The organism is Enterobacter sp. MGH 33, from assembly GCF_000534535.1.
Taxonomy (GTDB): domain Bacteria; phylum Pseudomonadota; class Gammaproteobacteria; order Enterobacterales; family Enterobacteriaceae; genus Enterobacter; species Enterobacter hormaechei_C.
In genome coordinates this window covers 61929-82971 of the sequence record NZ_KI973213.1, presented here as the reverse complement: position 1 = coordinate 82971, position 21043 = coordinate 61929, and the positions used below count along the sequence as shown (strand labels likewise).

At 50.8% G+C, this 21043-nt stretch carries 25 protein-coding genes and 2 pseudogenes; 19 read left to right on the top strand and 8 right to left on the bottom strand.

From position 1 onward, the window contains the following. Positions 1-132 precede the first annotated feature (132 nt). A complete protein-coding gene (gene repA / locus L379_RS00750; RefSeq protein WP_032655920.1) occupies positions 133-1188 on the bottom strand; it encodes a replication protein RepA in 1056 nt (351 codons plus the stop codon). Between the two features lie 744 nt (positions 1189-1932). Between repA and L379_RS00755 the strand changes: the two genes are divergently transcribed. From L379_RS00755 to L379_RS00770, 4 genes are all read left to right on the top strand, one after another. After that, positions 1933-2577, top strand: a complete 645-nt coding sequence (locus L379_RS00755; protein WP_006812555.1) for a hypothetical protein — start codon at positions 1933-1935, stop codon at positions 2575-2577. A gap of 114 nt (positions 2578-2691) precedes the next feature. Beyond that, the gene (locus L379_RS00760; RefSeq protein WP_223831801.1) at positions 2692-3147 is read left to right on the top strand and encodes a GNAT family N-acetyltransferase; all 456 of its coding nucleotides are present in this window, start codon (positions 2692-2694) and stop codon (positions 3145-3147) included. A 256-nt stretch (positions 3148-3403) separates the two neighbouring features. Further along, positions 3404-4551 (top strand): IS3 family transposase gene (locus tag L379_RS0124445; protein WP_085949497.1). Its coding sequence is split into 2 segments (ribosomal slippage): positions 3404-3641 and positions 3641-4551, totalling 1149 coding nucleotides; the frame shifts between segments, so codons are not numbered across the junction. Further along, positions 4514-4789: a hypothetical protein gene (locus tag L379_RS00770; RefSeq protein ID WP_255360364.1), complete on the top strand. Its 276-nt coding sequence runs from the start codon at positions 4514-4516 to the stop codon at positions 4787-4789. Before L379_RS0124445 ends, L379_RS00770 begins: the two co-directional genes overlap by 38 nt. Positions 4790-6223: 1434 nt before the next feature. On the opposite strand, the gene L379_RS00775 is transcribed toward L379_RS00770, so the two are convergent. After that, complete coding sequence (locus L379_RS00775) at positions 6224-6466, bottom strand: hypothetical protein (protein ID WP_006812532.1); 243 nt, start codon at positions 6464-6466, stop codon at positions 6224-6226. 145 nt (positions 6467-6611) lie between these two features. Between L379_RS00775 and L379_RS26215 the strand changes: the two genes are divergently transcribed. From L379_RS26215 to L379_RS00805, 6 genes are all read left to right on the top strand, one after another. After that, the gene (locus L379_RS26215; RefSeq protein ID WP_032655918.1) at positions 6612-6833 is read left to right on the top strand and encodes a hypothetical protein; all 222 of its coding nucleotides are present in this window, start codon (positions 6612-6614) and stop codon (positions 6831-6833) included. Positions 6834-6837: 4 nt separating this feature from the next. Beyond that, a complete protein-coding gene (locus L379_RS00785) occupies positions 6838-7056 on the top strand; it encodes a hypothetical protein (protein WP_032655917.1) in 219 nt (72 codons plus the stop codon). 140 nt (positions 7057-7196) lie between these two features. After that, the gene (locus tag L379_RS00790) at positions 7197-7508 is read left to right on the top strand and encodes a hypothetical protein (RefSeq protein ID WP_006812530.1); all 312 of its coding nucleotides are present in this window, start codon (positions 7197-7199) and stop codon (positions 7506-7508) included. A 128-nt stretch (positions 7509-7636) separates the two neighbouring features. Further along, on the top strand, positions 7637-8032 hold the full coding sequence (locus L379_RS00795; RefSeq protein WP_006812529.1) for a hypothetical protein: 396 nt from the start codon (positions 7637-7639) through the stop codon (positions 8030-8032). Between the two features lie 126 nt (positions 8033-8158). Beyond that, positions 8159-8440, top strand: a complete 282-nt coding sequence (locus L379_RS00800; protein WP_023180884.1) for a hypothetical protein — start codon at positions 8159-8161, stop codon at positions 8438-8440. 205 nt (positions 8441-8645) lie between these two features. Beyond that, on the top strand, positions 8646-9128 hold the full coding sequence (locus L379_RS00805) for a hypothetical protein (RefSeq protein WP_006812526.1): 483 nt from the start codon (positions 8646-8648) through the stop codon (positions 9126-9128). Positions 9129-9772: 644 nt separating this feature from the next. Here L379_RS00805 and L379_RS00810 read toward each other — a convergent pair. The 6 genes from L379_RS00810 to L379_RS00830 form a co-directional block, all read right to left on the bottom strand. Then, positions 9773-9976, bottom strand: a complete 204-nt coding sequence (locus L379_RS00810; RefSeq protein WP_006812525.1) for a hypothetical protein — start codon at positions 9974-9976, stop codon at positions 9773-9775. Positions 9977-10026: 50 nt separating this feature from the next. Continuing rightward, positions 10027-10677 carry a hypothetical protein gene (locus tag L379_RS00815; protein ID WP_006812524.1) on the bottom strand — a complete coding sequence of 217 codons (651 nt, stop codon included), beginning with the start codon at positions 10675-10677 and terminating at the stop codon, positions 10027-10029. A 322-nt stretch (positions 10678-10999) separates the two neighbouring features. Further along, positions 11000-11527 carry a transcriptional regulator gene (locus L379_RS00820; protein WP_006812523.1) on the bottom strand — a complete coding sequence of 176 codons (528 nt, stop codon included), beginning with the start codon at positions 11525-11527 and terminating at the stop codon, positions 11000-11002. Positions 11528-11531: 4 nt separating this feature from the next. Next, positions 11532-11954: a hypothetical protein gene (locus tag L379_RS0124440; RefSeq protein ID WP_000683475.1), complete on the bottom strand. Its 423-nt coding sequence runs from the start codon at positions 11952-11954 to the stop codon at positions 11532-11534. A gap of 59 nt (positions 11955-12013) precedes the next feature. Beyond that, positions 12014-12292 (bottom strand): hypothetical protein, encoded by a 279-nt coding sequence (locus L379_RS00825; RefSeq protein WP_001291547.1) that lies wholly within the window; start codon positions 12290-12292, stop codon positions 12014-12016. Positions 12293-12294: 2 nt separating this feature from the next. Further along, positions 12295-13854, bottom strand: coding sequence for a DEAD/DEAH box helicase (locus tag L379_RS00830; protein ID WP_006812522.1), 1560 nt, complete (start codon positions 13852-13854; stop codon positions 12295-12297). Positions 13855-13913: 59 nt separating this feature from the next. Between L379_RS00830 and L379_RS00835 the strand changes: the two are divergent. From L379_RS00835 to L379_RS00875, 9 genes and pseudogenes are all read left to right on the top strand, one after another. After that, positions 13914-14617: pseudogene (locus tag L379_RS00835) on the top strand (ParB/RepB/Spo0J family partition protein). Then, entirely contained in the window at positions 14617-15285 is a 669-nt protein-coding gene (locus L379_RS00840; RefSeq protein WP_006812520.1) for a ParB/Srx family N-terminal domain-containing protein, read from the top strand. Before L379_RS00835 ends, L379_RS00840 begins: the two are co-directional and overlap by 1 nt. After that, on the top strand, positions 15282-15920 hold the full coding sequence (locus L379_RS00845) for an ATP-binding cassette domain-containing protein (protein WP_032655915.1): 639 nt from the start codon (positions 15282-15284) through the stop codon (positions 15918-15920). Before L379_RS00840 ends, L379_RS00845 begins: the two co-directional genes overlap by 4 nt. Further along, positions 15913-16167 (top strand): hypothetical protein, encoded by a 255-nt coding sequence (locus L379_RS00850; protein WP_001113021.1) that lies wholly within the window; start codon positions 15913-15915, stop codon positions 16165-16167. Before L379_RS00845 ends, L379_RS00850 begins: the two co-directional genes overlap by 8 nt. 5 nt (positions 16168-16172) lie before the next feature. Beyond that, entirely contained in the window at positions 16173-17063 is an 891-nt protein-coding gene (locus L379_RS00855) for a hypothetical protein (RefSeq protein WP_002211789.1), read from the top strand. 9 nt (positions 17064-17072) lie between these two features. Next, on the top strand, positions 17073-17339 hold the full coding sequence (locus L379_RS00860) for a hypothetical protein (RefSeq protein ID WP_006812518.1): 267 nt from the start codon (positions 17073-17075) through the stop codon (positions 17337-17339). 195 nt (positions 17340-17534) lie between these two features. Next, a complete protein-coding gene (locus tag L379_RS00865) occupies positions 17535-18176 on the top strand; it encodes a hypothetical protein (protein WP_006812517.1) in 642 nt (213 codons plus the stop codon). A 2-nt stretch (positions 18177-18178) separates the two neighbouring features. Beyond that, positions 18179-19435 carry a phage terminase large subunit gene (locus L379_RS00870; protein ID WP_002211787.1) on the top strand — a complete coding sequence of 419 codons (1257 nt, stop codon included), beginning with the start codon at positions 18179-18181 and terminating at the stop codon, positions 19433-19435. A 33-nt stretch (positions 19436-19468) separates the two neighbouring features. Then, positions 19469-21042 (top strand): annotated as a pseudogene (locus tag L379_RS00875) (hypothetical protein). Position 21043 lies beyond the last annotated feature (1 nt).

Genomic DNA, 21043 nt, shown 5'->3' with positions numbered 1-21043 from the left:
TATTTGAGCGCCACTGCCTACAGTGGCTACTCTTCGGTTGTTGTTACTCACTACAGTGGATAGCGGATTTCAGATAAACAAAAGGCTCACTACAGTGGATAGTGAGCCTTTCTACTCTCTACAGTGGTTGGGTTATTTGCGAGCTTTTGCCTTGCGTAGCTCTTCGAGAATCGCCAGTTCTTCCTTGCTCAACATGACCATCTCACCCTCTTTTTCTTCAGGAACAACATCGATAATGTCCTCCTGATCATCACCAGGCAAGATGTCTTCTGGTTCTTCAGGCGCAGCTTTAGTTGGTGGCAATGACGGGCGTAACTTCGGCCGCCTATAGTGGATGATGAAGTAGACCGAGCTGCCGCGCTTCACTTCGGTGTAATCGAGATAGCCGATCTCCCGAAGTTGCTCCATCGCCTTCCTGACTGTCGCGTTCTGGGTAATGGTGCGGCTGGTTAAGTTAAGTCTGGCGCGTAAGCGAGCCAACGAGATTGGTGCCGGGTCAGGTGGCAAACTTTCGATGAAGGTGTAGAGCGCCTGCGCGGATTCTTTTCTGGAGAGTTCGTTAATTGCCCGGAGTTGCAAAAGAACCTTTTTGTCGAACTGGTAGAGTTCGAAAATCTTAGGATCAGCCTGCAGCGAGACCGTGTCGTTCTTTGTGCTGTACTTTGCTGTCTGCACAAGGTGCGTCACGTAATACTCATCAGAGCCTTTACTGCGGAATGAGATAGTGTTTGTAGCAATACGAGTTAGAGAACTGTCCAGGCGCTTGCGTAACTTCGCGGACGATCTGGCCGTTGGTATGCCACAGAGCCTGACGAACTCGACGAACGGTAACGTGACGGTGTCGCCAACAACCTTGTGTTTGGCGAACGCGTGGATGATGCCTACCCACGTTTTGAAGTCGTTATCCATATCCAGACGAACGCCGGAGATCCTTATGTCCTCGTACCCTTCGGCTTTGGCCAGAGACAGCTGTTTGAGTTCAGCAGAGGCGTCCATAGAGACCATTTGCCCCTTTCTGCCCCTGGCGGTCGATTTCAGCGTCGGAACGAAGAGACCAAGACGCATCAGAGCAACAGGCTGAACTGTGTTGTTGGTGTTAGGAACTAACGTAACAACTTCACCGGTCTTTTTGTCTGTTTCTGAGAATGCTTCAACGATCGCTATGTTTTTATTACCGTTTTCGCTCATTCCAAGTGTCTCTTTTTATTCGACCGCTTTGGTGGCCTTTGCTGATTACAGTGGATAGTAGCACTCATCACAGCGGTTATCCTACCGCCTATAGTGGTTTTTCTACTCTCTACAGTGGTTGGCTTGCTCTTCATAGTGGCTGATCTTCTCTCTATAGTGGATATCGATCACCTCTAAGGCCATGTGGCACAACGGTTTGCTGGGTGCGGGGATCTTTTTGGGTCTTTGTGGGTCTCTTTGGTTCTCTTTGGGATCTGAATTACTGGATCGGGCCTGTGTATAAAAATCAGGTAATTGCAAAACCAGCCATCACTCCCCTTCTGGGGATAATGTGTGGTCGAAACAAACACGCCTGAACGCAAAACTTTCAACATCTCTATGAATATCAGCCACCTGACGTAGAAAAACAGGCACTGAGTTATCCAGTTAAGACAATGTATCCTACTCACTACAGTGGATACCGACCACTCTCCAGAGAGGTTGTTTTGCTCTTCATAGCGGTTATTATGCTCTCTACAGAGGTTACTTTCCTCCCCATAGTGGATAGTAAACCCCTCTCAGGCCAGTAACCGCAACGGCTGGAGACGATCGGGGATCTCTTTTGATCTTCTGTAGGATCTCTCTGGGGATCTAATTATTGGATCGGTCCTGTGAATAATGGGTATAAGTAAAACAGGCATTTGCAAACATCGGTGCGCCTTGTCAGTTATCGTTGCCCCGGACAAAACTATTTGAATAAGAATTATGGATCTCAAACGCACGCGCTGGGTTCGCCGTCTTGAAGATGGCTCCTACACCATTGAATCGAACACTAGCCTGAACAAACAGAAGTTGCTCTGCGACCTGTGCGGCATTGCGTCGAAGTGCCCGATTAACGAAACCCGGCTCAAACTCCACGACGCCGGGGCGCACTTCCACCTGAACAGCTGCATACGTTACGTGCCACTGCTGGCATTTCGTAAACCGATCATCGGATTAGACGCACCCTACTTCAACACATTCCGCTCTGGCGTAACATGGCGAGACCGGGTCGAACCTGGCAAGCTCGTTTGTCTGGTTGAGGCTGATACTGGAAATATCATCCGGTTCGGGAGAGTCGATAAGGTCTACTCCGGCCCGGTGGATGAGATGCTGCGGAAACACAGCCGGTTTAACCATCTCTGCATGGGTGGAGAGAAGATCGAGAAGGTTGGCGAAGTGATCCGCAAATCCTACGGACACTTCCTGAACGACGACAGCCTTCTTACGGCCATCTACATTCGCCATGTCGATCGGGAGTTCGATACGGAGTATCACAGTGCTGAAGAGTTGAATCTTGTCGACCCTCGCCCAAAAGCTGGGGTAATCGACATCAGCGTAGCGCGTCAGAAGCCCCCTGAGACGTTTTAAACGTAAACTCATGGTTTTACCGGGGCATAAAATATGGTGTCTTAGAAAGACACTGAGAGCTTTAGGGATTAATACATGAGTGAATTTTATTCAAGGGCAGCAACTGTGGCAGACATGCCATTTATCATGGGTGAGTTCGAAGACGGCGCACGCAAGGGTCACTTCTACGAAGAGATCCTCACATCAAAGGGTGGTAAAACCTTTGAGAAGCAGACCAGGCTGGCCATCCAGACGAACGAGCAGGGCCAATACTCCGGGCATTATATCTACATCCTGCTGCGCCGTTCTGATGACAAAAAAGCAGGGCTAATCTGGTTCTGTGCCGCACTCGATCCAACCGGTGCGCCACGACTTGAACTCCGTGCCGTCAGTATCGTCAAAGAGCTGCGCGGGAAAGGCTATGGGTCAATGCTGGTGTCCGACATGATCGATTCAAACCCGAGCCAGCCGATGATGGCGAAGTGCTACGTCAAATCCTCGCAAATGGCCGACATGCTAAAACGCAGAGGTTTTCACCTTTTCGACACGTCACCCAAAGGCACGCAGATGCTGTTTCGCGATCCAAAGTAAAAAGCACCCCATATGAGGTGCTTCTGAAGAATTAATCGCAGGTCGTTTTGCCTGTGCCGTCTGGGTATACGATGGATTCGCACGACTTGCCGTTCAAGAAGCTGTAGCTGCGAATAGTGCCGTCCGGATCGCGTTCAGTGTAGGACTCCAGCTTCTTCGGATCAGCATTCTTACGGCGCACTTCTTTCAGCTCTGAATCGCCACGCGTTTAACAGACACCTCAGAGTCATTTAAGATGACTTAAAGAGAGGTGCCCATGAGCGGTAAGCGTTATCCTGAAGAGTTTAAAACTGAAGCAGTCAAACAGGTTGTTGATCGCGGTTATTCTGTTGCCAGCGTTGCAACACGTCTCGATATCACCACCCACAGCCTTTATGCCTGGATAAAGAAGTACGGTCCGGATTCTTCCACTAATAAAGAACAGTCAGATGCTCAGGCCGAGATCCGCCGTCTCCAGAAAGAGCTGAAACGGGTTACCGACGAACGGGACATATTAAAAAAAGCCGCGGCGTACTTCGCAAAGCTGTCCGACTGAGGTACGCCTTTATCCGTGACAACTCCTGTTGCTGGCCTGTTCGCCTGCTCTGTCGGGTGCTGGATGTTCATCCCAGTGGTTTTTACGCCTGGCTTCAGCAGCCGCATTCACAACGCCATCAGGCAGACCTGAGACTGACAGGACAGATTAAACAGTTCTGGCTGGAATCGGGATGCGTCTATGGTTATCGCAAAATCCATCTGGATCTGCGTGACAGCGGGCAACAGTGCGGAGTAAACAGAGTCTGGAGACTGATGAAACGTGTCGGAATAAAGGCTCAGGTCGGATACCGAAGCCCGCGGGCACGTAAAGGCGAGGCCAGTATCGTGTCACCCAACAGGCTCCAGCGACAGTTCAATCCGGATGCTCCTGATGAGCGTTGGGTAACGGACATAACCTACATCAGGACCCACGAAGGCTGGCTGTATCTTGCCGTTGTTGTTGATCTGTTCTCACGCAAAATTATCGGCTGGTCCATGCAATCCCGGATGACAAAGGACATTGTCCTGAACGCACTGCTGATGGCTGTATGGCGGCGTAATCCCGAAAAACAGGTGCTGGTTCATTCGGATCAGGGCAGTCAGTACACAAGCCATGAGTGGCAGTCGTTCCTGAAATCACACGGCCTGGAGGGTAGCATGAGCCGTCGCGGTAACTGCCATGATAATGCGGTTGCAGAAAGTTTTTTCCAGTTGTTGAAACGTGAACGGATAAAGAAAAAGATCTACGGAACGCGGGAAGAAGCCCGCAGTGATATTTTTGATTACATCGAAATGTTTTATAACAGTAAGCGTCGGCATGGTTCTAGCGAACAGATGTCACCGACAGAATATGAAAACCAGTATTATCAACGGCTCGGAAGTGTCTAGATTATCCGTGGCGATTCATAAAGCTGTGAAGAAATTGCAGGATAACTGGCCGATTGAATACCAAGAGTTGGAACATTGGGATGTAGAAAAATCTATGCGTGAGGCATATGAAAAGTGGTGTTCGACAGAGCCAGAATTCGCTCCACCTCTTTTACCCGACCTGTATGTTACCCAACACGAGAAAGAAGTCGCACGAGACGAGGAAATCAGGCAGTGGATTAAGAACGGAGATGTTTGAGCACAACTAGCTTAATCAATCCGTTGACATTGGCGGTCACAAATTGAGGATTTCTATAAGAATCCGTTGATCGCCACTTTCCCCACCCATCCAACCTACCCCGGCCCAGGCGTGACAAGGCATTTAAGCCAATTACACCCATAAGAAAACAAATAAATAACACATCAACGAAAAGTCAACGCTTCCCCCTGATTTGGTCTAAAAAGTTGACGTTTTCACACGCCATCTCTTATACGCAAAATCCTGCGCACCAGAATCCATCTCCCTGCGACAAAACGTCAAAAACGACTAGTGATACCACCCAAAAACAAACACGCTCAGAAGCGCTCCCGTTGCGTTATATTGGACGTCTAAACAAGTTGTTTTCATGCACAAGAAAACAAGTTAACCACACCCACAGGAAACTCAGAGACGCCATTAGCCGCAATCCCGGAAACACCCACCTCTTCCTGTCAGGCTACCGAAAAGACCCACCTCTTTGCCACAGGCTACAGACCACCCACCTAATCTTCCCAGGCTACCGAGAACGCAGCTCGCGCACGTAAACCTCTACACGCCATTACCCAATACACGGAGAAGAACAGTCAGAACGAAACCCCGTACAACCCCAGACCAGAACAGGAACCGTCGCCATCTCGTTTACCCACCATTACCCCGAAAGAGAGCGCAAATTCCTGAATAGCAGGGAACGCCATTACTTCACATGCGGAGAACAGCAAAAGCGCCCTACTGCCATTACCCACACTTCCATCATTTCACGTAAACGAAGAGAAAAGCGCACCTGCCATTACTCCATACACGGAGAAGAACACTCACCAAAACGACGAGAACAACCCAGACGAAAACACAGAGAAGAACCACCTCAAGAACAACGAAACCACATACGCCGATAGAGAGAACAAACCACCCATTTCACCCAAAGGAATACTTGCCGTATAGAGCGTTATCAGGGGGAAGGTTTGCACGTCCACAGGAGAGAAAATCCGTAGAGATTGAACTGGAGGTATAAGTGGGAAGGGGAAGAGAGGTATCGCTACTTTCTTCGTAGAAATTCAAGCCATAGTTTTTGTCACCCGTAATGTCTCTCTCCACCCCTTCGGTCAGCCTTCGGGCCATCCAGGGAAAAGGCCGTTTCCCTTTTCACGAACGGGAGCATCGCCGCAGGGTAAAGGCTGGAGGTTTTCAGGGAAACGGTGGGAATCCCGCTATACGAACCGGGAAAAGGCTGGCTGCCGGTCGGGAAACGGGTACATCCCGGTACAGAGCGAGGGACGGCTGCGGGAGTATGCCTTTTCCTCATTCACCTGAAGAGTGCGGGAATTGGTGAATCCCGCAGTTGAGCGTTGGGACCAGATCAGCTTCGCACGCTCATATCGGGAAGCTAGATCTAGTGTAAAGGGTTACGGGTTTTGGTGGTGAAATCGCCGAGGACGTTTATTCGAAAATCTCACTGCCCTGATTCGCATCGTCCCTGTTGTCCCACAAATCATCGAGCGCCTCTTCTCTTGTCCCGAAGGGGCCGGAGACGACAGGTGCGCTTGAACTGGTATCGTCCAGCTCTGTGTAAATCTGACCGTTAACCAAAACGACGCGTCCGACAGCGATGCCGCCATGTAGCAACTCGCCTCTTTCGGCGTCGATGCTGAAGTACCCGTCTGTGTAGTCTTTAGTGCTCATCACATTCCCTCTGAGTTAGCCAGATACATACATAGCAATAAATCGGCACAAGCACATCAGCCTTTAAGGAATTCTTTTTCCCCGATTTCTTATTGCGATAATAACACCAACAAGAAAACAACGTGTTTAGACAATGGAGAAACACATGTACAAGCATCTGAATATCAGCATCACCCTCTGTGGCGAGGAAGAGTCCCCCGAGTGTGAGATCTCCCTCGATGACGTTATCCGTTCCCAGGATGTTGCTGGTCGCGTGGCGACGCTCATCTCTGAAGGATATAGAAAAGGGACGTTTGATTTCCATATCGAGGACAACCCAATGTCCGTCGCGTGGAACTGCACGACGTCAGAAACGAAGTTAGGGTGAAGAGATGATTAAGATGCCTGTGATGGTTGAGGTGTGGGGCGTGGATTCACTGGCTGAGTGTCTGGATGCTGTGGGGCCGGAGTTGTACCGCAAGTTGTGGTCTTTCGTCCCGGCTGAAGGGGAATCACCCAAAGGGAAGGATATCTGGCAACTGCTCAGTGAAGATGAACAGCGGGAGCTGGTGGACGCGGTACACATCGAGTTCCCGGACGACGAAGATTAAGAGTGAGGCCACCAGCACGGTGGCTTTTTGCTGTTTGCAACCTCCGGGGCAGCGCAGCACCGTAACGCTATGCTTTGTAGCCGTTTTCTCGCTGGAATTGTTTACACCAACAAGAAAACAAGTTGTTTACGGAGTGAATTATGAAAAACGCGATGATCACCAAACTGAGCGCGGGCCAGCCACGTAAAGAAAAACCAACCGTAATGAGCCAGCTGACCCTGCTCGATATCATCGCCAACGGCACTGCCATTCGCCTGTTCAAAGAGACGCTGGTCTCGTTCGACAATGGTTCCCGCACGCGTTACGTAATGAGTGTGCGTCGCCAGAGTGGGAGAGGGTGGATGGCAAAACAGATCATCTGGCCGGAAGGAGAGCTGGAACAGGCGCTACTGGAAGCGAACAAAGTAGCCCAGCAAGAAATCCAGCGTGCCTCTCTCCTGGCGACAGCCTGACATGTGCAAAAGCGATTAGTCGTCACTACGACAGCCCCGTCCATCCTTCGGGGCTTTTTTGCTTGCCCGTATTGTAAGTGCTTACCTATGACAATAATATAATCAGGTCAACAACAGGGAGACCAAAAATGACTGTAATTCGTGAAAACCTGGTTCTTGATTTGTACTATGCGTCAGAAACAACCTCAGGCGGAAAAGTTGCAAAACTGACCGCTATTCTGCGTGACAGCACGAACGGGACTGAAGTGCTCACCACCACCCTGATCCGCACCGGGACAGAAGAGGATTGGGTGTACACCGTAGGCTTCCAGAGCATCAGCGACGCATCCGAACCAATGCTGCTGAAACTGGAAACGTATTTCCGCGGCGTAGACAAAGAGATGTTTGAGAAGATGATGGTGAAAGCAGACGAGCTGTACACCTCCTACTTGAACCCGAGCAACACCTGGCTTGGACAATACGGTCTGCGCATCGTGTCCAACGAACCGGTTGAAAACTACATCCCGGAAAGCGTATTCGCTTAATCCCTCCAATGGCGCGTACCCCGCGCCATTTTCTTATCCCCGATAACAAAATGTTTTTTGCCTTATCCACAGTGCGATAATTACACCAACAAGAAAACAAGATGTTTACGCATTGAGGATATGCACATGACCGATTTCACTATCTCCCCTAAAGCTGAAAACGTATGGCTGGAATCCTGGCTCGACCTGTCGCCGGAAGAACAGCAGGAAATGGATCACGTTGAACAGGACGAACAATGTGATGCCCGCTTCTTCCGCTTTGAGGACAGCGTTTATGATATTGCCGACTTCATGCGCGATGACCGCTTCCCGGACTGGCACGCAGGCTACCCATTAAATGCCTTCGCCATGCTGATGATCCGCGTGGATGGCTCCGGCGATACCATCGACGTCGGTCTGCTCCACTAAGAGAACGAGGCCACCCACGCCGGTGGCCTTAAATGACCATCCTGTTTCCCGCAGGCTAAAAACACCCACCTCTTGTCGCCAGGCTACCGAACAACCCTCCGACTCCCTGCCGGCCACCAGCTGCCGGAACAGAACGCTTGGACGCCTTATGCGCGTAGCGATAATTAAACCAACAAGAAAACAAGTTGTTTAAAGGATTATCACCATGAACTTTATCGCTACTGTTAACACCCCTGCGCATGGCCATATTTCTGTGACGTTCTCTGATAACGAGAAAAGCGTGCTGGGAGCCTGGCGTGACAATGTAACCATCGAGCTGTCCGGGAAAGAGAAACAGCAGATCACCAATGACATTATCTGCAACCGTCGCCATAAACGCGTATTTGAAAAAGCGTATGTCTCCACTTCGGGATTTGGCGTATTCATCTTCCCGGTACGCAGCGGTCGCTTCTGCCAGTCAAAACTCATCGAGTTCGCCACGCAGATCGCGCTATGGGTTAAAACAGAATCCGGGTTCGACTTCAGCGAACAGGAAGCAGTGGGGGAGGGGATGCGTATCGCCAACAATGCCATCAAGTGCAAAAACGTCACCTACGAAGCAGGAATCGACTCGTGGAGTGTCTCGTGCGGGGAATACGTGAAAGAGGTGTACGGAAAGAACCGCATTCACATCCTGACTGGCAAGTAAGAGGGGAGGGGCTGGAAACGCCCCTTTCTTTTCGTCCACCAGCTGCCGCAGGGATATTCAGAAACGGCCAGAGGGCTGTCCGGGGAACCGAAGGGAAACGGCCAGGGAATTTTCGGGAAACGGCTGGGTTTGCCTTTATGTAGAAAACAGAGCGGGAGAAGTCCAGAATCCTGCCAGAAAATATCGCAGGGGCGCTGGGGTAACGCTGGTGGAGTTTCAGCCCCTGAGCCATCCAGATAGCTTTCGCTATGTGATTATGTGAATCCGTGGGTAAACCACTGCAAGCGCGTACACGTCGCGCCAACGTGCCAATGATACGCGAGCGCCCACGGATAGCGCCAACATTGCCGACACGTCCCGAAGGATAGCGCGGATCACGTCGCCAGCTATCGCCAGACGATCACGCCCACGACACGACAAAATAAACCACGCGCTAAAACGCTGTAAAACGCGCTATAACGTGTTTTTTATTGTGGGTAATGGGTATGACCACCACACATAAAAACGCGTTAAATTGGCGCGTTTATGGCGCTTATTTTGGGTCTGTTTTGGCTGACTTCAGACAATAAAAAACGCGCCAACAATGGCGCGTTATGATGTGCGGATCTTGAAACGAAAAAAGCGCCCACTATGGGCGCTATTGCTTAAATGCTGTTTTGCAGTTTTCCGATCATTTCAGACAAGCGCAAATATTCACGTTTGCGTTTACAGTCTCTTTTGCTGTTAAGCAAATCAGAAAACGTAAAATTTAATTTGTCACGTTGCGCTTTTAAGTCGCCGATTAATTCAAGTTTATAAGCGCGATATTTTGCGCGATATTCCGCGCGGATCTGGTCATAACTAATCATGATTTTTATCCTTAAAACTAGCGCCCATAGTGGGCGCTATATCCATCTAATTACGCTTTGAAAGCATCAGCCAGATAGTTATAAAAATCATTCTTGATAAAGCGATATTGTTGCGATCCGTTTTTAGCAGCGCCCATTCCTTTTATTTTCTCGACCAGTCCGAGACGTTCACACAAATTGATAAGCTGATTGGCTTGAGTGTAGCCAGCGTCTAATTTAATCTCACATGCTTTTTTAGCTTCATTCATTAAATCGAATACAGCGCCATTTGTGAATGTTTCTAATTCATCATTAATCATTTCGATTAATGCGAATACGCGAGATCCGGACATATCAGCGACGGAATAAACGCATTTACCAGACTTGATAGACTTAACCAGATAAACCAATTTTTCGAGTGAATAGCTATTGGTCATAGCTTCGCGGAAAAACACTTCTGGCGCTTGTTTGCTTGCTTTAATCGCGTAGTAAAAGACACCAGCTAATTTCTCATCATTAACAGCGTTTAAAACGTTGTTGGTGAAGTATGCAAGTTTGGTAGTCGCTGCAAGCATGTTAGCTTTATCTGCTTTTGTGTGCGTACCATTCTGATAATGATTGTTATAAGTCTGAGTAGCGTTATTGGCTGCAACTTGTAATTCATTAGCGATAACTACAGCAGCGTCGATGATGGATTTTTTAGAGATAGCAACGTTAGACATGATTTTAATCCTTATGTAATATTGATAACTTAATTTGTTATTTGTTTATCGTTAGCGTGTTCGCTTTCGATGTGACCAATTATCGATATACAGAAATTAAAATCAAGAGTTTTTTACGCGGGAACGAAAAAATTTTTCTTCAATAAAAATCAAAGTCTTAGAAATAAAACGCGTTTTCTCGAAGGTGTTGCCTAAATAAATTCCCTATTCGGTCATTCACCCTTATATATTTAAAATGGAATAGGGATTAGGGGAAATAAATATAACGGGAAGTGACACATAAAATAATAACCGGACTTAGCCGGTTATTACCCTTATAGATTTAAAACGGTAAAATCCGTTCGACCCAATCGAACATGACGACTGTCTTCCGTCCGTCCCCCATGTTGAGCGTGACCTGGCAAGCGTCAACGCCTGAAGACACACCCTCAATTTCACGGCCATCCGCCATGTAGACCCTTATAGACTTCTGCATCTCATGAGCCTGGCGACAAATTTTGAAGAAATCACGGCGAGATGGCCGATTGTCCACATAGTCTGGGTGTACCGTTGTCCGACCCGTGAAATCGTGCGCAATGCCTTCTGTCACACCTGATTCAATCGTACTGATTCGCTCAAGTGGGAGCCTTATACGATTTTCTTTGTCGAACGGGGCAGGGCAAAGATCGACTTTGTTGCGCGACGACATGAGACCCTGAACGTACATGCAGAACACCTGACCATCTTCCATCGTGACCCTTACAGGAATGAGAGACTTACGCCAGAACATCAGCGCCTTCTCCACGTTGGTGTAATCGCGCGGCCAGACTTCTGCAGGAATCCCGTAGGTGATGTCAGTAATATTCGTCATATCGTCACAGTGTCGTTGGTAGGATATCGATGTCACCTGCGTTGCTGGTGAACACCCGGAAGACTTTCGTCTCGCCAGCTTTGGTGATGGTCTCGCGTTCCTGACGAGCAGGGTTCAGTGCGCACAGTCCGGCGCCTTCCAGTGAAGCGCCAACAATCCATTGCCCGGCATCCAGATGGAACGTCGCTTTTTCACCGGTCTCCAGCTTTGCAACCGTCTCACCATTGATGAAGATGGACGCGTCACAGCCCGCACCTATCATACCTTTGTCCCTCATAACCACCAGCGTGGTTGGTGCAGACGTCTGGTATTTGAAAACTCTGGCCTGCGGCGCCGGTTTTGCATCGGCTACAGACACAGGGCGGGATGAACATGCACTCAGGAGTAAAACGGGGATGGTAATCAGTGGAAGTAGAACGTGTTTCATGGCTTGAACTAAATCCTTATCACTTCAACGAACAAGGCGTCTTGCGACGCCCTTAATGCTTAATCGAGACGTTTGAGAATATCGGCCAGATCTTCTTTGGTCATGCCAGAGGATTCGTAAATCTTCATGACCTTTTCACGGGCCTTTGCAGAAGCCTCTAATGACGTAGCTGCCTTATCAAAATCAGCCATCGTCATGTTGGACAGCACCAGATTGATGATGTCTGCCTTTGACAGCTTAATATTGCGTTCACGCAGTCGATTCTGAAAGGTTTCCAGCTTGTCGTTTGCTTTTTCGGTTAACTGAACCTGGCAGTGTATAGCGCGTTTCTCGCTCATGCTTACTCTCTATTCAAAACAGTGAAATCGAATGTGCTACCCACCGGCAAAACGCCCTCGGCAAACCCAGGCGTCGTGTCGATAATGTGCTTCCGCTCATATGAATGCGACATGAGATATTTGTTGCTCACGTCGATAAAGTCGGTAATAAAGCACACGTTAGCCTGATTCTTTTTGGCTCGAAGACCGCGACCAACACGTTGGCGCATCTCAACTTCGGCTTTGCCGCCACCACCCAGAATCACCGCCCCTACGCTTGGAACGTCGACACCAACATCCAGAATGGTTGAACCAATCAGAACATCTATCTTGCCTGCCGCCAGACTGTTGAGCTTTGCTTGTCGGGTAGTCTGGTTTGATTCTCCGTAGATGAAATCGACCTTCAGGCCGCTTTCCTTCATCATTTCCATCAAAATCTGACCATGACGCTTCAAACGAACCAGCGTCATACAGTTCAGACCGTGACTTTTGTACATTAACGCTTCGCGCACAATAGCCTCGTTGCGGCCCAGATTGTAAACGATGCCTAACTGATAGGCTTTCTGGTAAGCCGTACTCATTCCAACCCGAAAGTTCAGGTGTTTCGAAGCAAGTTCAGCCCTAATCCGCACCTCGTCTGGAGTGTACGCGATTTTATGATATAGAAAGTATGGTTTCGCTAAAATACCTCGATCGATCAAATATTTCTCCGTTACCTTTATCTCAATGCGGCCGGCAACGGCCATGAGACGCATATTTGCCTCGGTCGAGTCCTTCATGAACGGCGTAGCTGTCAGCGCCAGACGGTAATCGGCATTGATGCACAACCGGGCGATATCGTAGAAGTTTGAACCAGATGATTCGTGTGCCTCTTCCAGAATCAGCAGAGAAACGCTGGACAGAAAGCGCTTAACCAGTTCCCGGCGCTTCAGGTGGTACTGTTTTTTCTCCGGTGATGCGTCGCGCGGTGGCTCTTCGAGAAAACTGGCCAGGGTCTGCACCGTGGCAACGTTGATATGGCGCGAGACCTGGAACTCACCAGATCCAATCACCCCAACTTTCTGGCCTTTCAGCCACGGCTCGCCATTCTCCGCGCGGTAATCGATGGATTTCTGGAAGTTCTCTGCCATCTGGAACATCAGAACCGAGCGCGTGGTTAAAAACAGCGTCATACGACCAATGCGAGCAGCTGCCTTACACGCTACGTTCGATTTACCGCCACCCGTCGCAATCTGGGCAATCATCATCCCTTCGCGCACCAGTGTTTCCACAGTCTGATCCTGATACGCATAGTCCGGGTTATACGGGAATGGGTTAACTACCGGGTTCGGCTTGCCCAGCGCGGGGGCTTTTTCCTTACGCACATGCACGCATTTTATGCCAGCTTTCAGAAGGTTGGCTGCTACTGGCTTCGCAAACCCAGCCGGGAATGCGTTTTTGCTCCAGTTGAACATCGTGCTGGTTCCTTTCCAGTCACCAGCCTCCACTTCATAGCTCAACATCTCCTGAACGAGCCGTTTCACGTTGTCATCAGCGCCAGAAATCAGCGCATTGACTGCATTCGATACAATCCGAACTGTCATAAACCTCTTTCCTTCGTGCCTTTTGTATGGTAATTGGCTATTATAGTAAGTAAGTACTTATACAATGGATTGTATCAGAATTATGGATGTGAAAATTACGATTCTGCAGGTGGAAGTCGCGAACCTGCGTCCGAATCCCTGGAATACCAACTCCGTTGGGGCGCAAAACTTCGAAAAACTGAAAGGCTCTATCAAAAAATTGGGCTTTTTTAAGCCAATTCTGGCGCGGGAGCTGGACGGGGGCGTTTTTGAGATCCTCGGTGGCGAACACCGCTGGCGTGCCGCGATGGAGCAGGGCATTTCAACGGTTCCCGTCATCTCCGTGGGCAAAATTAACGACCTGGTGGCCAAACAGATGTCCCTCGTCGATAACGAGCGCTACGGCGAAGACGATCAGGTCGCTTTGCAGCGCTTAATCGAAGAAATCCAGTCTGAAATCGACTACCGGTTGTCCGATATCGCCCCATATGACGACGAAATGGCGGCAACACTCGCCAAAGCGTCCGTTATCGATCTTGAAGCGCTGGAAGCGCTCTCCCGTGGCGATGACGAGCCGGTCGATGAGGACAAACGCGATAAAACCGAGCGAGTCGGCGCTGAACACCAGACGATGCGCTTCAAAGTGACGTTTGATGCGTCAGATCGCGTCGCCGACACCATCAAAACCATCATCAAAGAGCAGGGAATCAATACCGGTAACGAAATGGAGAACGCCGGGGAAGCCCTGGTGTGGCTGGTCGACTACTACAAGGAGCGTATGTAATGACCAAAAACTTTGAAATCGTCTATCGAAACCCGGCAGAACTCATCCCGTATGAGATGAACGCCAAAAAACATGACGAACAGCAGATCCGCGACCTGGCGGCCGCCATCAAAAAGCGCGGTTTTGACCAGCCGATCACGGTCGACAAGCACGACGTCATCATTACTGGCCACGGTCGTCGCGAGGCGGCTCTTCTGGCTGGTCTGGAGCGTGTGCCGGTCATCGTTCGCGACGATCTGAGCGAAGAAGAAGTGAAGGCGAAGCGTCTGGAAGACAACCGCCTGGCCAGTATTGACTACGACGCCATCAAATTGCAGCAGGAACTGGAATCCCTGGTGCTGGGAGAGGTCGAGGTCTTCGGTTTTGAAGAGCGCGAGCTGAACGTGCTTGTCGGTAGCATGACCGAAGAGATGGAAACCGGCTCTCTGGTGCTCGATCTGGGCGAAGAGACGGAACGTCAGAAAGAAGAGCACACCGAGATCAGTCGCGAAGTGGCCGCTGAAGAAGTCCGCGTCATCGACGTATTGGGCTTTAAAACGCTCCCGGCAGGCTCTGCCATTGTGGTTGGGGATTTGCTTGCCCACATGGAAGAAATCACGGGAGAGAGCGGGGTAGACGCTTTCGTGGCGTATGCGGAGAAAGTTTCTTCTGGGGAGCTGGCTGCATGAGCAAATACACCATCAACGTATCGTTTCAGACCCGCGTGAACAAAACCACGCGCACGCTGGAGATTGCCGAATCGTTCGGTCTTGGCCTGGACGAAAAAGAGTGGACGCTTTACGACAATCTGGAGCTGGAAGTGAAGCAGGGCGATGTGGTGTACATCACCGGCCAATCCGGTTCCGGTAAATCCGTTGTGCTGCGCGAGCTGCAACGCCAGATGAAGGATGAAGGGCTTTCTGTAGCCTCCATCGATGACTTTACCTTCGACAATGAGGTTAACGTCATCGACCAGCTGGGCAATACCACCAGCGAAGCGCTGGGGCTGCTGTCTATGGCCGGATTGAATGACGCCTATCTCTTTGTGCGCAAGCCATCCGAGATGTCTGACGGCCAGAAATACCGTCTCAAGATCGCCAAGCTGATCGAGTCCGGCGCGAAAGTCTGGGCGGCCGACGAATTTGGCGCTGTTCTCGACCGTGTAACCGCTCAGGTTGTGGCGTCGAACCTCCAGCGTGCCGCCCGTAAGGTTGGTGCGACGGTAATGGTGGCGACGACCCACGAAGACCTGAAGAACGCGCTGCGCCCGGATATGCAGATCACCAAGCACTACAAAGAACGCGTGAAGGTGGAATATGCCTGATTTGAAGATCGTAGAGCTGAAGCCATCGAAAGAGGCTGACAACAACAACGTTGAAGTCATCCGCCTGCTGGAAGAAGCACTCCAGTACGCCAGAGAAGGCAAAAGCCAGAGCCTGGCGCTGCTGATGATCAACAACGACGGCAGTGTTCTGGATTGCTGGCATAACGGTGGGCGTCCATACGTCATGGTTGGGGCGATGGAATCGCTTCGCCTGGACTTCATCAATGCCAATATCGAGCGCAGGTGATCGACATGACAGACATCATCATCAAACGCTACCGCCCGGAAGAGTTCCCGCGTCATCTGGACTTTCTGGAGCGTATGACCGTTACCAAAGGCACGGTTGAAGACTGGCACGCGCTGAAGTCGCTGCACTACAAGACGGATGGTAAGCCGTTCGCGCCAACGTATTATCGCTGCGAACTGGACGACCGGCTGGTGGGCGTCGTGGTTATGGCTTACCCGAAACTGCTGCTGGCGCCTCGCCATCGCATGTTTCCTAAGCTGAAGCCAACCACCAATACCACCGTGGCCAACCAGTATTGGGGGCGGTACGTGAACAACAACTTTGCGGTGATCAGCCGTTCCGTTGTGGACACTCAGTACCGCGGCGTCGGCGTCTCCTATCGAATGATTAACCTGGTTAGCAGGATGCACGACCGGCCAATCATCGAGATCCAGTCGTCGATGAGCAAATACAACCCGTTCGCCATGAAAGCAGGGTTCCAGTTCATCCGTCCGGAGCGTCCGAAGAGCTATGAGAGTGCGTTGCGCGTCTTCCAGCGTCATTTCCGTTCCGACCCTGGCGACAACGAAGCGATCGTCAAAGAGCTGTTCGCCATGAGCGAGTCTCGCCGTCGTCGTGCGCTGCGTGATCTGGTCGCTGACTACCACAAGAACAGTTCCCTGGCCAAAGCCGGGCGTAATCGTGGCACGACGATTCAGGACATTGCCGACAGTCTGGTGGACGAGGCCAGCATCGTGAAGCTGCTCAAGGACATTCACAACCTGAGCTTCACGTCTCCGCTGTATGGCGTGTACCGAAACCCGGACTTTGGTCGTCAGCTGCCGGACACGCTGCCACTGCTGGCATTCGACAAACAGCCTTTGAATAAACCTCTTGAAATTGCATTACCGGCATAAGGATTTGCCATGACGTTGACCGACAAACAAAAAGACATCATCAAAACCATCAATTTAGGCCATGAGCGTGGGTATCTGCTCGATCTGGACGAGCTGCTTGAAGTGCTGCCGTACAAAACGACCAAACAGAGTATGCAGTTCTCTATCCGCGCACTGGTGAAAAAGGGGCTGGTGGAGAAAGGAATGTGCCGCCAGCGCGGTGATTCCGGCTACCACCGTCGCACGCTGGGACTGACCACTTTAGGTCGTGCCAGAGCCAAATTACTGGTGATGTAAGTCGGTCTGGGAGCCAGTTTGAGAGCCTGCTTCCGTATATATAAATACTAAGTGACTTATTAAATATATACGGAAGCAGGTTCTGAATACTCCCCAGCCCGGTTTTAAACACCCAGAAAACAAATTGGTTAGGCACAGAATTAAACAAGTTGTTTAGGAGCGCAAGGATGCGCTCTGAGTGTTTTAGAGGGATCTATGACTGTAGAAAAAGACGAGAGCAAAACTCGCCTGACGCCAGCTGAGTGGGCAGAAGCCGAAGCAAAGTGGACTTCCGGCGAATACACACTCTCCAAGCTGGAGGAAGAGTACGGCATTCGTCGTGAAACGCTCTCCAGACATTTCAAAAAGCGTGGATTAGAGAAAGGCGCGGACTCCGTTGGGAAGATGGTGCGCGAGTCGCTCAAATCCGACGCAGAGCTGCGTGCGAAGGCGCGTGCAGAGAAAATCGAAGAGCGCCGGACTCGTTACGACGATTGGGCATTCGCACTCGGTCGGATGGTGATGCATGAGGTGGCCACAGCCAAGAAGGACGGCAAGCCACTCGCAACCATCGAAGATGACCTGAAGAGTCTCCAGCGTGCCAGCGGCACACTCGCTAAGTGCTTCGAAATATCCTCGAAAGCGCTCGGTATGGATCGCGCTGAGAACGAAGAAGACGAAATCCCGAACCTGGTATTTGGCGAACTTACGCCTTCCCAGGTGGCGCAGCTGCGTAAGGAAGATGATGAGCCGGATCTGATTGATGACGATCTGCTTGAGTCACTCGAAGAGGAAGCACTGAGCGAAGCAGAGGGCGATTCTGACGCGTCTGGTGATGAAAGTGATGGGAGCGTCTAACTATGGCCATCCCGTCGTCTCTGAGTCTCGTACAGCTGCATTCTGGGCAGATGCAAGTCTTCCAGTCGCCACATCGTTTCAAAGTGGTGTGTGCGGGTCGACGCTGGGGTAAATCCCGGTTGTCGATCTCCACCATCATCCGCGCGGCAGCCAAAGAGAAAAAGCAACGTGTCTGGTACGTCGCACCGACTTACCAGATGGCTCGCCAGATCTTGTGGGATGACCTGCAGGAAGTTCTGCCTCGTAAATGGGTTCGTAAGAAAAACGACACCACGATGACCATCGTGCTGAAGAACGGCTCTGAAATCGCGCTGAAAGGTGCGGATAAGCCCGATACGCTTCGTGGTGTGGCACTGCACTTCGTGGTGCTCGATGAATTTCAGGATATGAAGCCTGACACCTGGTACAAGGTACTGCGTCCGACACTGTCCTCTACCCGTGGCGGTGCGCTGATCATCGGTACGCCAAAAGGCTTCTCCGAGTTCCACAAGCTGTGGACTATCGGTCAGAACAAAGATTTGCAACGCAAAGGGCAGTGGAAGAGCTGGCAGTTCGTTACGGCCGATTCTCCGTTCGTACCGAGCGCGGAAATCGAAGCGGCGAAGAACGATATGGACCCTAAATCGTTCGCGCAGGAATACCTGGCCAGCTTCGAAAACATGTCCGGACGCGTTTACTACCCGTTCGACCGCAATGTGCATGTGAAGCCACTCCAGTTCAATCCGAAACTGCCGATCTGGGTTGGTCAGGACTTCAACATCGACCCTATGTCATCGGTCATCCTGCAGCCGCAGCCAAATGGTGAGCTGTGGGCCGTGGACGAGGTTGTGCTGTTCTCATCCAACACGGCTGAAGTGTGTGATGAGCTGGAGCGTCGTTTCTGGCGCTGGAAGTCTCAGGTCACTATCTTCCCTGACCCGGCAGGTGCGTATCGCCAGCACGCACGCGGTGAATCGGACGTCGATATCTTCAAGGAAAAAGGTTTCCTTCGAGTCGATTATCCGAAGAAGCACCCGCCGATCGCAGACCGTGTTAACGCAGTGAATCGCATGTTGATGAGTGCCTCGGGCGAAACCCGGTTGTACATCGATCCGAAGTGCAAACACCTCATCGACTCGCTGGAGAAGGTGATCTACAAGCCAGGCTCACGCGATATGGATAAGACTGGCGGCATCGAACACAGTGCGGATGCGTTGGGTTATCCGGTTCATCGTAGGTATCCGGTGAAAAATCGTGTTATTCTTGGTGGATCTAGATAGGTAAGCACTTACCTAAAAGGAAAGGAAAAGCAAATGGAATTGACTGACAAGCAAATCAAAGACCTTGTGGCACGACGCCACCCTGAATATGAGAAGAAAAAAGAACATTGGGACTTCCTCGCCAGCACCTACGCTGGCGGGCGTGCCTGGTTCAACGACAATATCTTCCGTTACTTCAAAGAGGGCGATCAGGAGTTCAAAGAGCGCCTGGAACGCGCTTATCGCTTCAACCACACTCGTGAAGTGGTAAACCTCATCAACAAATACCTCTTCAAAGAGGTCATTCACCGCAACACTGATGAAGCGCCGGAGCAGATCCGCAATTTCTGGAAGCGAGCCACGCGCCAGAACACCTCCATCGATGCGTTTATGGCGGCTATCGATCTGCAATCATCCATTTATGGCCGTATCTGGGTTGTCGTGGACAGCACCATGAACGTCGATGTTGAGTCTGTTGCAGACGAGAAGAAAAATGATGCGCGTGCCTACGCTTACTGGATTTCGCCGCAGCAGCTGCTTGATGTTGCCTGGGACGAAGACGGCAATATGTTGTGGGCGCTGATTGTTGAAATCGCGCGCGACGACGAAGATCCGTTCACGTCAACCGGGCAGGAATACCAGCGTTACCGTCTGTGGACGCAAAACGAGTGGTATCTGTTCCGTGAAGAAGTGAAGAAAGGTTCCGGAAATAGCGGTCGTCGTCAGGCCAAAGTCGTTCTGGAGGATAGCGGCCAGCACAATCTGGGCGTGGTGCCGGTGTTTCCGGTGGACTGCATTGGCGAAAGCGAGTCTCCGTATTTCAGCCCGTCGTTGATTGACGATATCGCCTATCTTGACCGCGCCGTGGCCAACTACCTGTCGAACCTTGACGCGATTATTCAGGATCAGACATTCAGCCAGCTGGCGATCCCGGTTCAGTCACTGCTGCCGGGCGATGAAAACCACACCAAAGTGCTCGAAATGGGGACAAAACGCGTCTTCACCTTCGACTCTGAGAGCGGTAATCAGCCATTCTACCTGTCTCCAGACCCGAAACAGGCTCAGATGATCATCACCACGATTAAGACGGTGATTAACGAGATCTACCATTCCGTTGGTGTGGCAGGTGAGCGAACCAAGCAGGATAACGCGCAGGGCATCGATAACTCTTCGGGCGCAGCGAAGATGTACGACTTCCAGCGCGTTAACAGTCTGCTGGTGACAAAAGCAGAGCGCCTCGAAAGGGCAGAGCGCCAGATGATGCAGCTGGCAGCGAAATGGATGGGTGTCGAACTGGATGAAGACCACTCTCTGATCGCATACCCGGAAAGTTTCGACATTCGCGGTCTGACTGACGAGTTTGCCGTTGCCGAGAAACTGTCGCTGCTTCAGGCGCCTGATTCTGTTCGTCGTCATCAGATGGAAATGCTCATCGAGAAGGTCTTCCCGAACATTTCCGAGGCGATGCAAAAGGAATTTCAAAAAGATCTCTTGAAATTTCCTCCAAAAAATGATCTTAACACCCTTGAAAATAAGTCAGTACTTACTTATGATCAAGATGCAGCCCAAGAAAGCGGGCAAGATCAACCCCGAGGAATGGGGACTCATCTACTCAAGAGACCGAGTGAT

Bases quoted from the DNA above. Each gene is read 5' to 3' on its own strand.
- L379_RS00770 (WP_255360364.1), top strand. From the start codon at position 4,514: ATGAAAACCAGTATTATCAACGGCTCGGAAGTGTCTAGATTATCCGTG.
- L379_RS00755 (WP_006812555.1), top strand. From the start codon at position 1,933: ATGGATCTCAAACGCACGCGCTGGGTTCGCCGTCTTGAAGATGGCTCC.
- L379_RS00855 (WP_002211789.1), top strand. From the start codon at position 16,173: ATGACAGACATCATCATCAAACGCTACCGCCCGGAAGAGTTCCCGCGT.
- L379_RS00860 (WP_006812518.1), top strand. From the start codon at position 17,073: ATGACGTTGACCGACAAACAAAAAGACATCATCAAAACCATCAATTTA.
- L379_RS00810 (WP_006812525.1), bottom strand. From the start codon at position 9,976: ATGATTAGTTATGACCAGATCCGCGCGGAATATCGCGCAAAATATCGC.
- L379_RS00760 (WP_223831801.1), top strand. From the start codon at position 2,692: ATGCCATTTATCATGGGTGAGTTCGAAGACGGCGCACGCAAGGGTCAC.
- L379_RS00820 (WP_006812523.1), bottom strand. From the start codon at position 11,527: ATGACGAATATTACTGACATCACCTACGGGATTCCTGCAGAAGTCTGG.
- L379_RS00830 (WP_006812522.1), bottom strand. From the start codon at position 13,854: ATGACAGTTCGGATTGTATCGAATGCAGTCAATGCGCTGATTTCTGGC.
- L379_RS00870 (WP_002211787.1), top strand. From the start codon at position 18,179: ATGGCCATCCCGTCGTCTCTGAGTCTCGTACAGCTGCATTCTGGGCAG.
- repA (WP_032655920.1), bottom strand. From the start codon at position 1,188: ATGAGCGAAAACGGTAATAAAAACATAGCGATCGTTGAAGCATTCTCA.
- L379_RS0124440 (WP_000683475.1), bottom strand. From the start codon at position 11,954: ATGAAACACGTTCTACTTCCACTGATTACCATCCCCGTTTTACTCCTG.
- L379_RS00815 (WP_006812524.1), bottom strand. From the start codon at position 10,677: ATGTCTAACGTTGCTATCTCTAAAAAATCCATCATCGACGCTGCTGTA.
- L379_RS00865 (WP_006812517.1), top strand. From the start codon at position 17,535: ATGACTGTAGAAAAAGACGAGAGCAAAACTCGCCTGACGCCAGCTGAG.
- L379_RS00775 (WP_006812532.1), bottom strand. From the start codon at position 6,466: ATGAGCACTAAAGACTACACAGACGGGTACTTCAGCATCGACGCCGAA.
- L379_RS00795 (WP_006812529.1), top strand. From the start codon at position 7,637: ATGACTGTAATTCGTGAAAACCTGGTTCTTGATTTGTACTATGCGTCA.
- L379_RS00825 (WP_001291547.1), bottom strand. From the start codon at position 12,292: ATGAGCGAGAAACGCGCTATACACTGCCAGGTTCAGTTAACCGAAAAA.
- L379_RS00790 (WP_006812530.1), top strand. From the start codon at position 7,197: ATGAAAAACGCGATGATCACCAAACTGAGCGCGGGCCAGCCACGTAAA.
- L379_RS00850 (WP_001113021.1), top strand. From the start codon at position 15,913: ATGCCTGATTTGAAGATCGTAGAGCTGAAGCCATCGAAAGAGGCTGAC.
- L379_RS00845 (WP_032655915.1), top strand. From the start codon at position 15,282: ATGAGCAAATACACCATCAACGTATCGTTTCAGACCCGCGTGAACAAA.
- L379_RS00805 (WP_006812526.1), top strand. From the start codon at position 8,646: ATGAACTTTATCGCTACTGTTAACACCCCTGCGCATGGCCATATTTCT.
- L379_RS00840 (WP_006812520.1), top strand. From the start codon at position 14,617: ATGACCAAAAACTTTGAAATCGTCTATCGAAACCCGGCAGAACTCATC.
- L379_RS00800 (WP_023180884.1), top strand. From the start codon at position 8,159: ATGACCGATTTCACTATCTCCCCTAAAGCTGAAAACGTATGGCTGGAA.
- L379_RS00785 (WP_032655917.1), top strand. From the start codon at position 6,838: ATGATTAAGATGCCTGTGATGGTTGAGGTGTGGGGCGTGGATTCACTG.
- L379_RS26215 (WP_032655918.1), top strand. From the start codon at position 6,612: ATGTACAAGCATCTGAATATCAGCATCACCCTCTGTGGCGAGGAAGAG.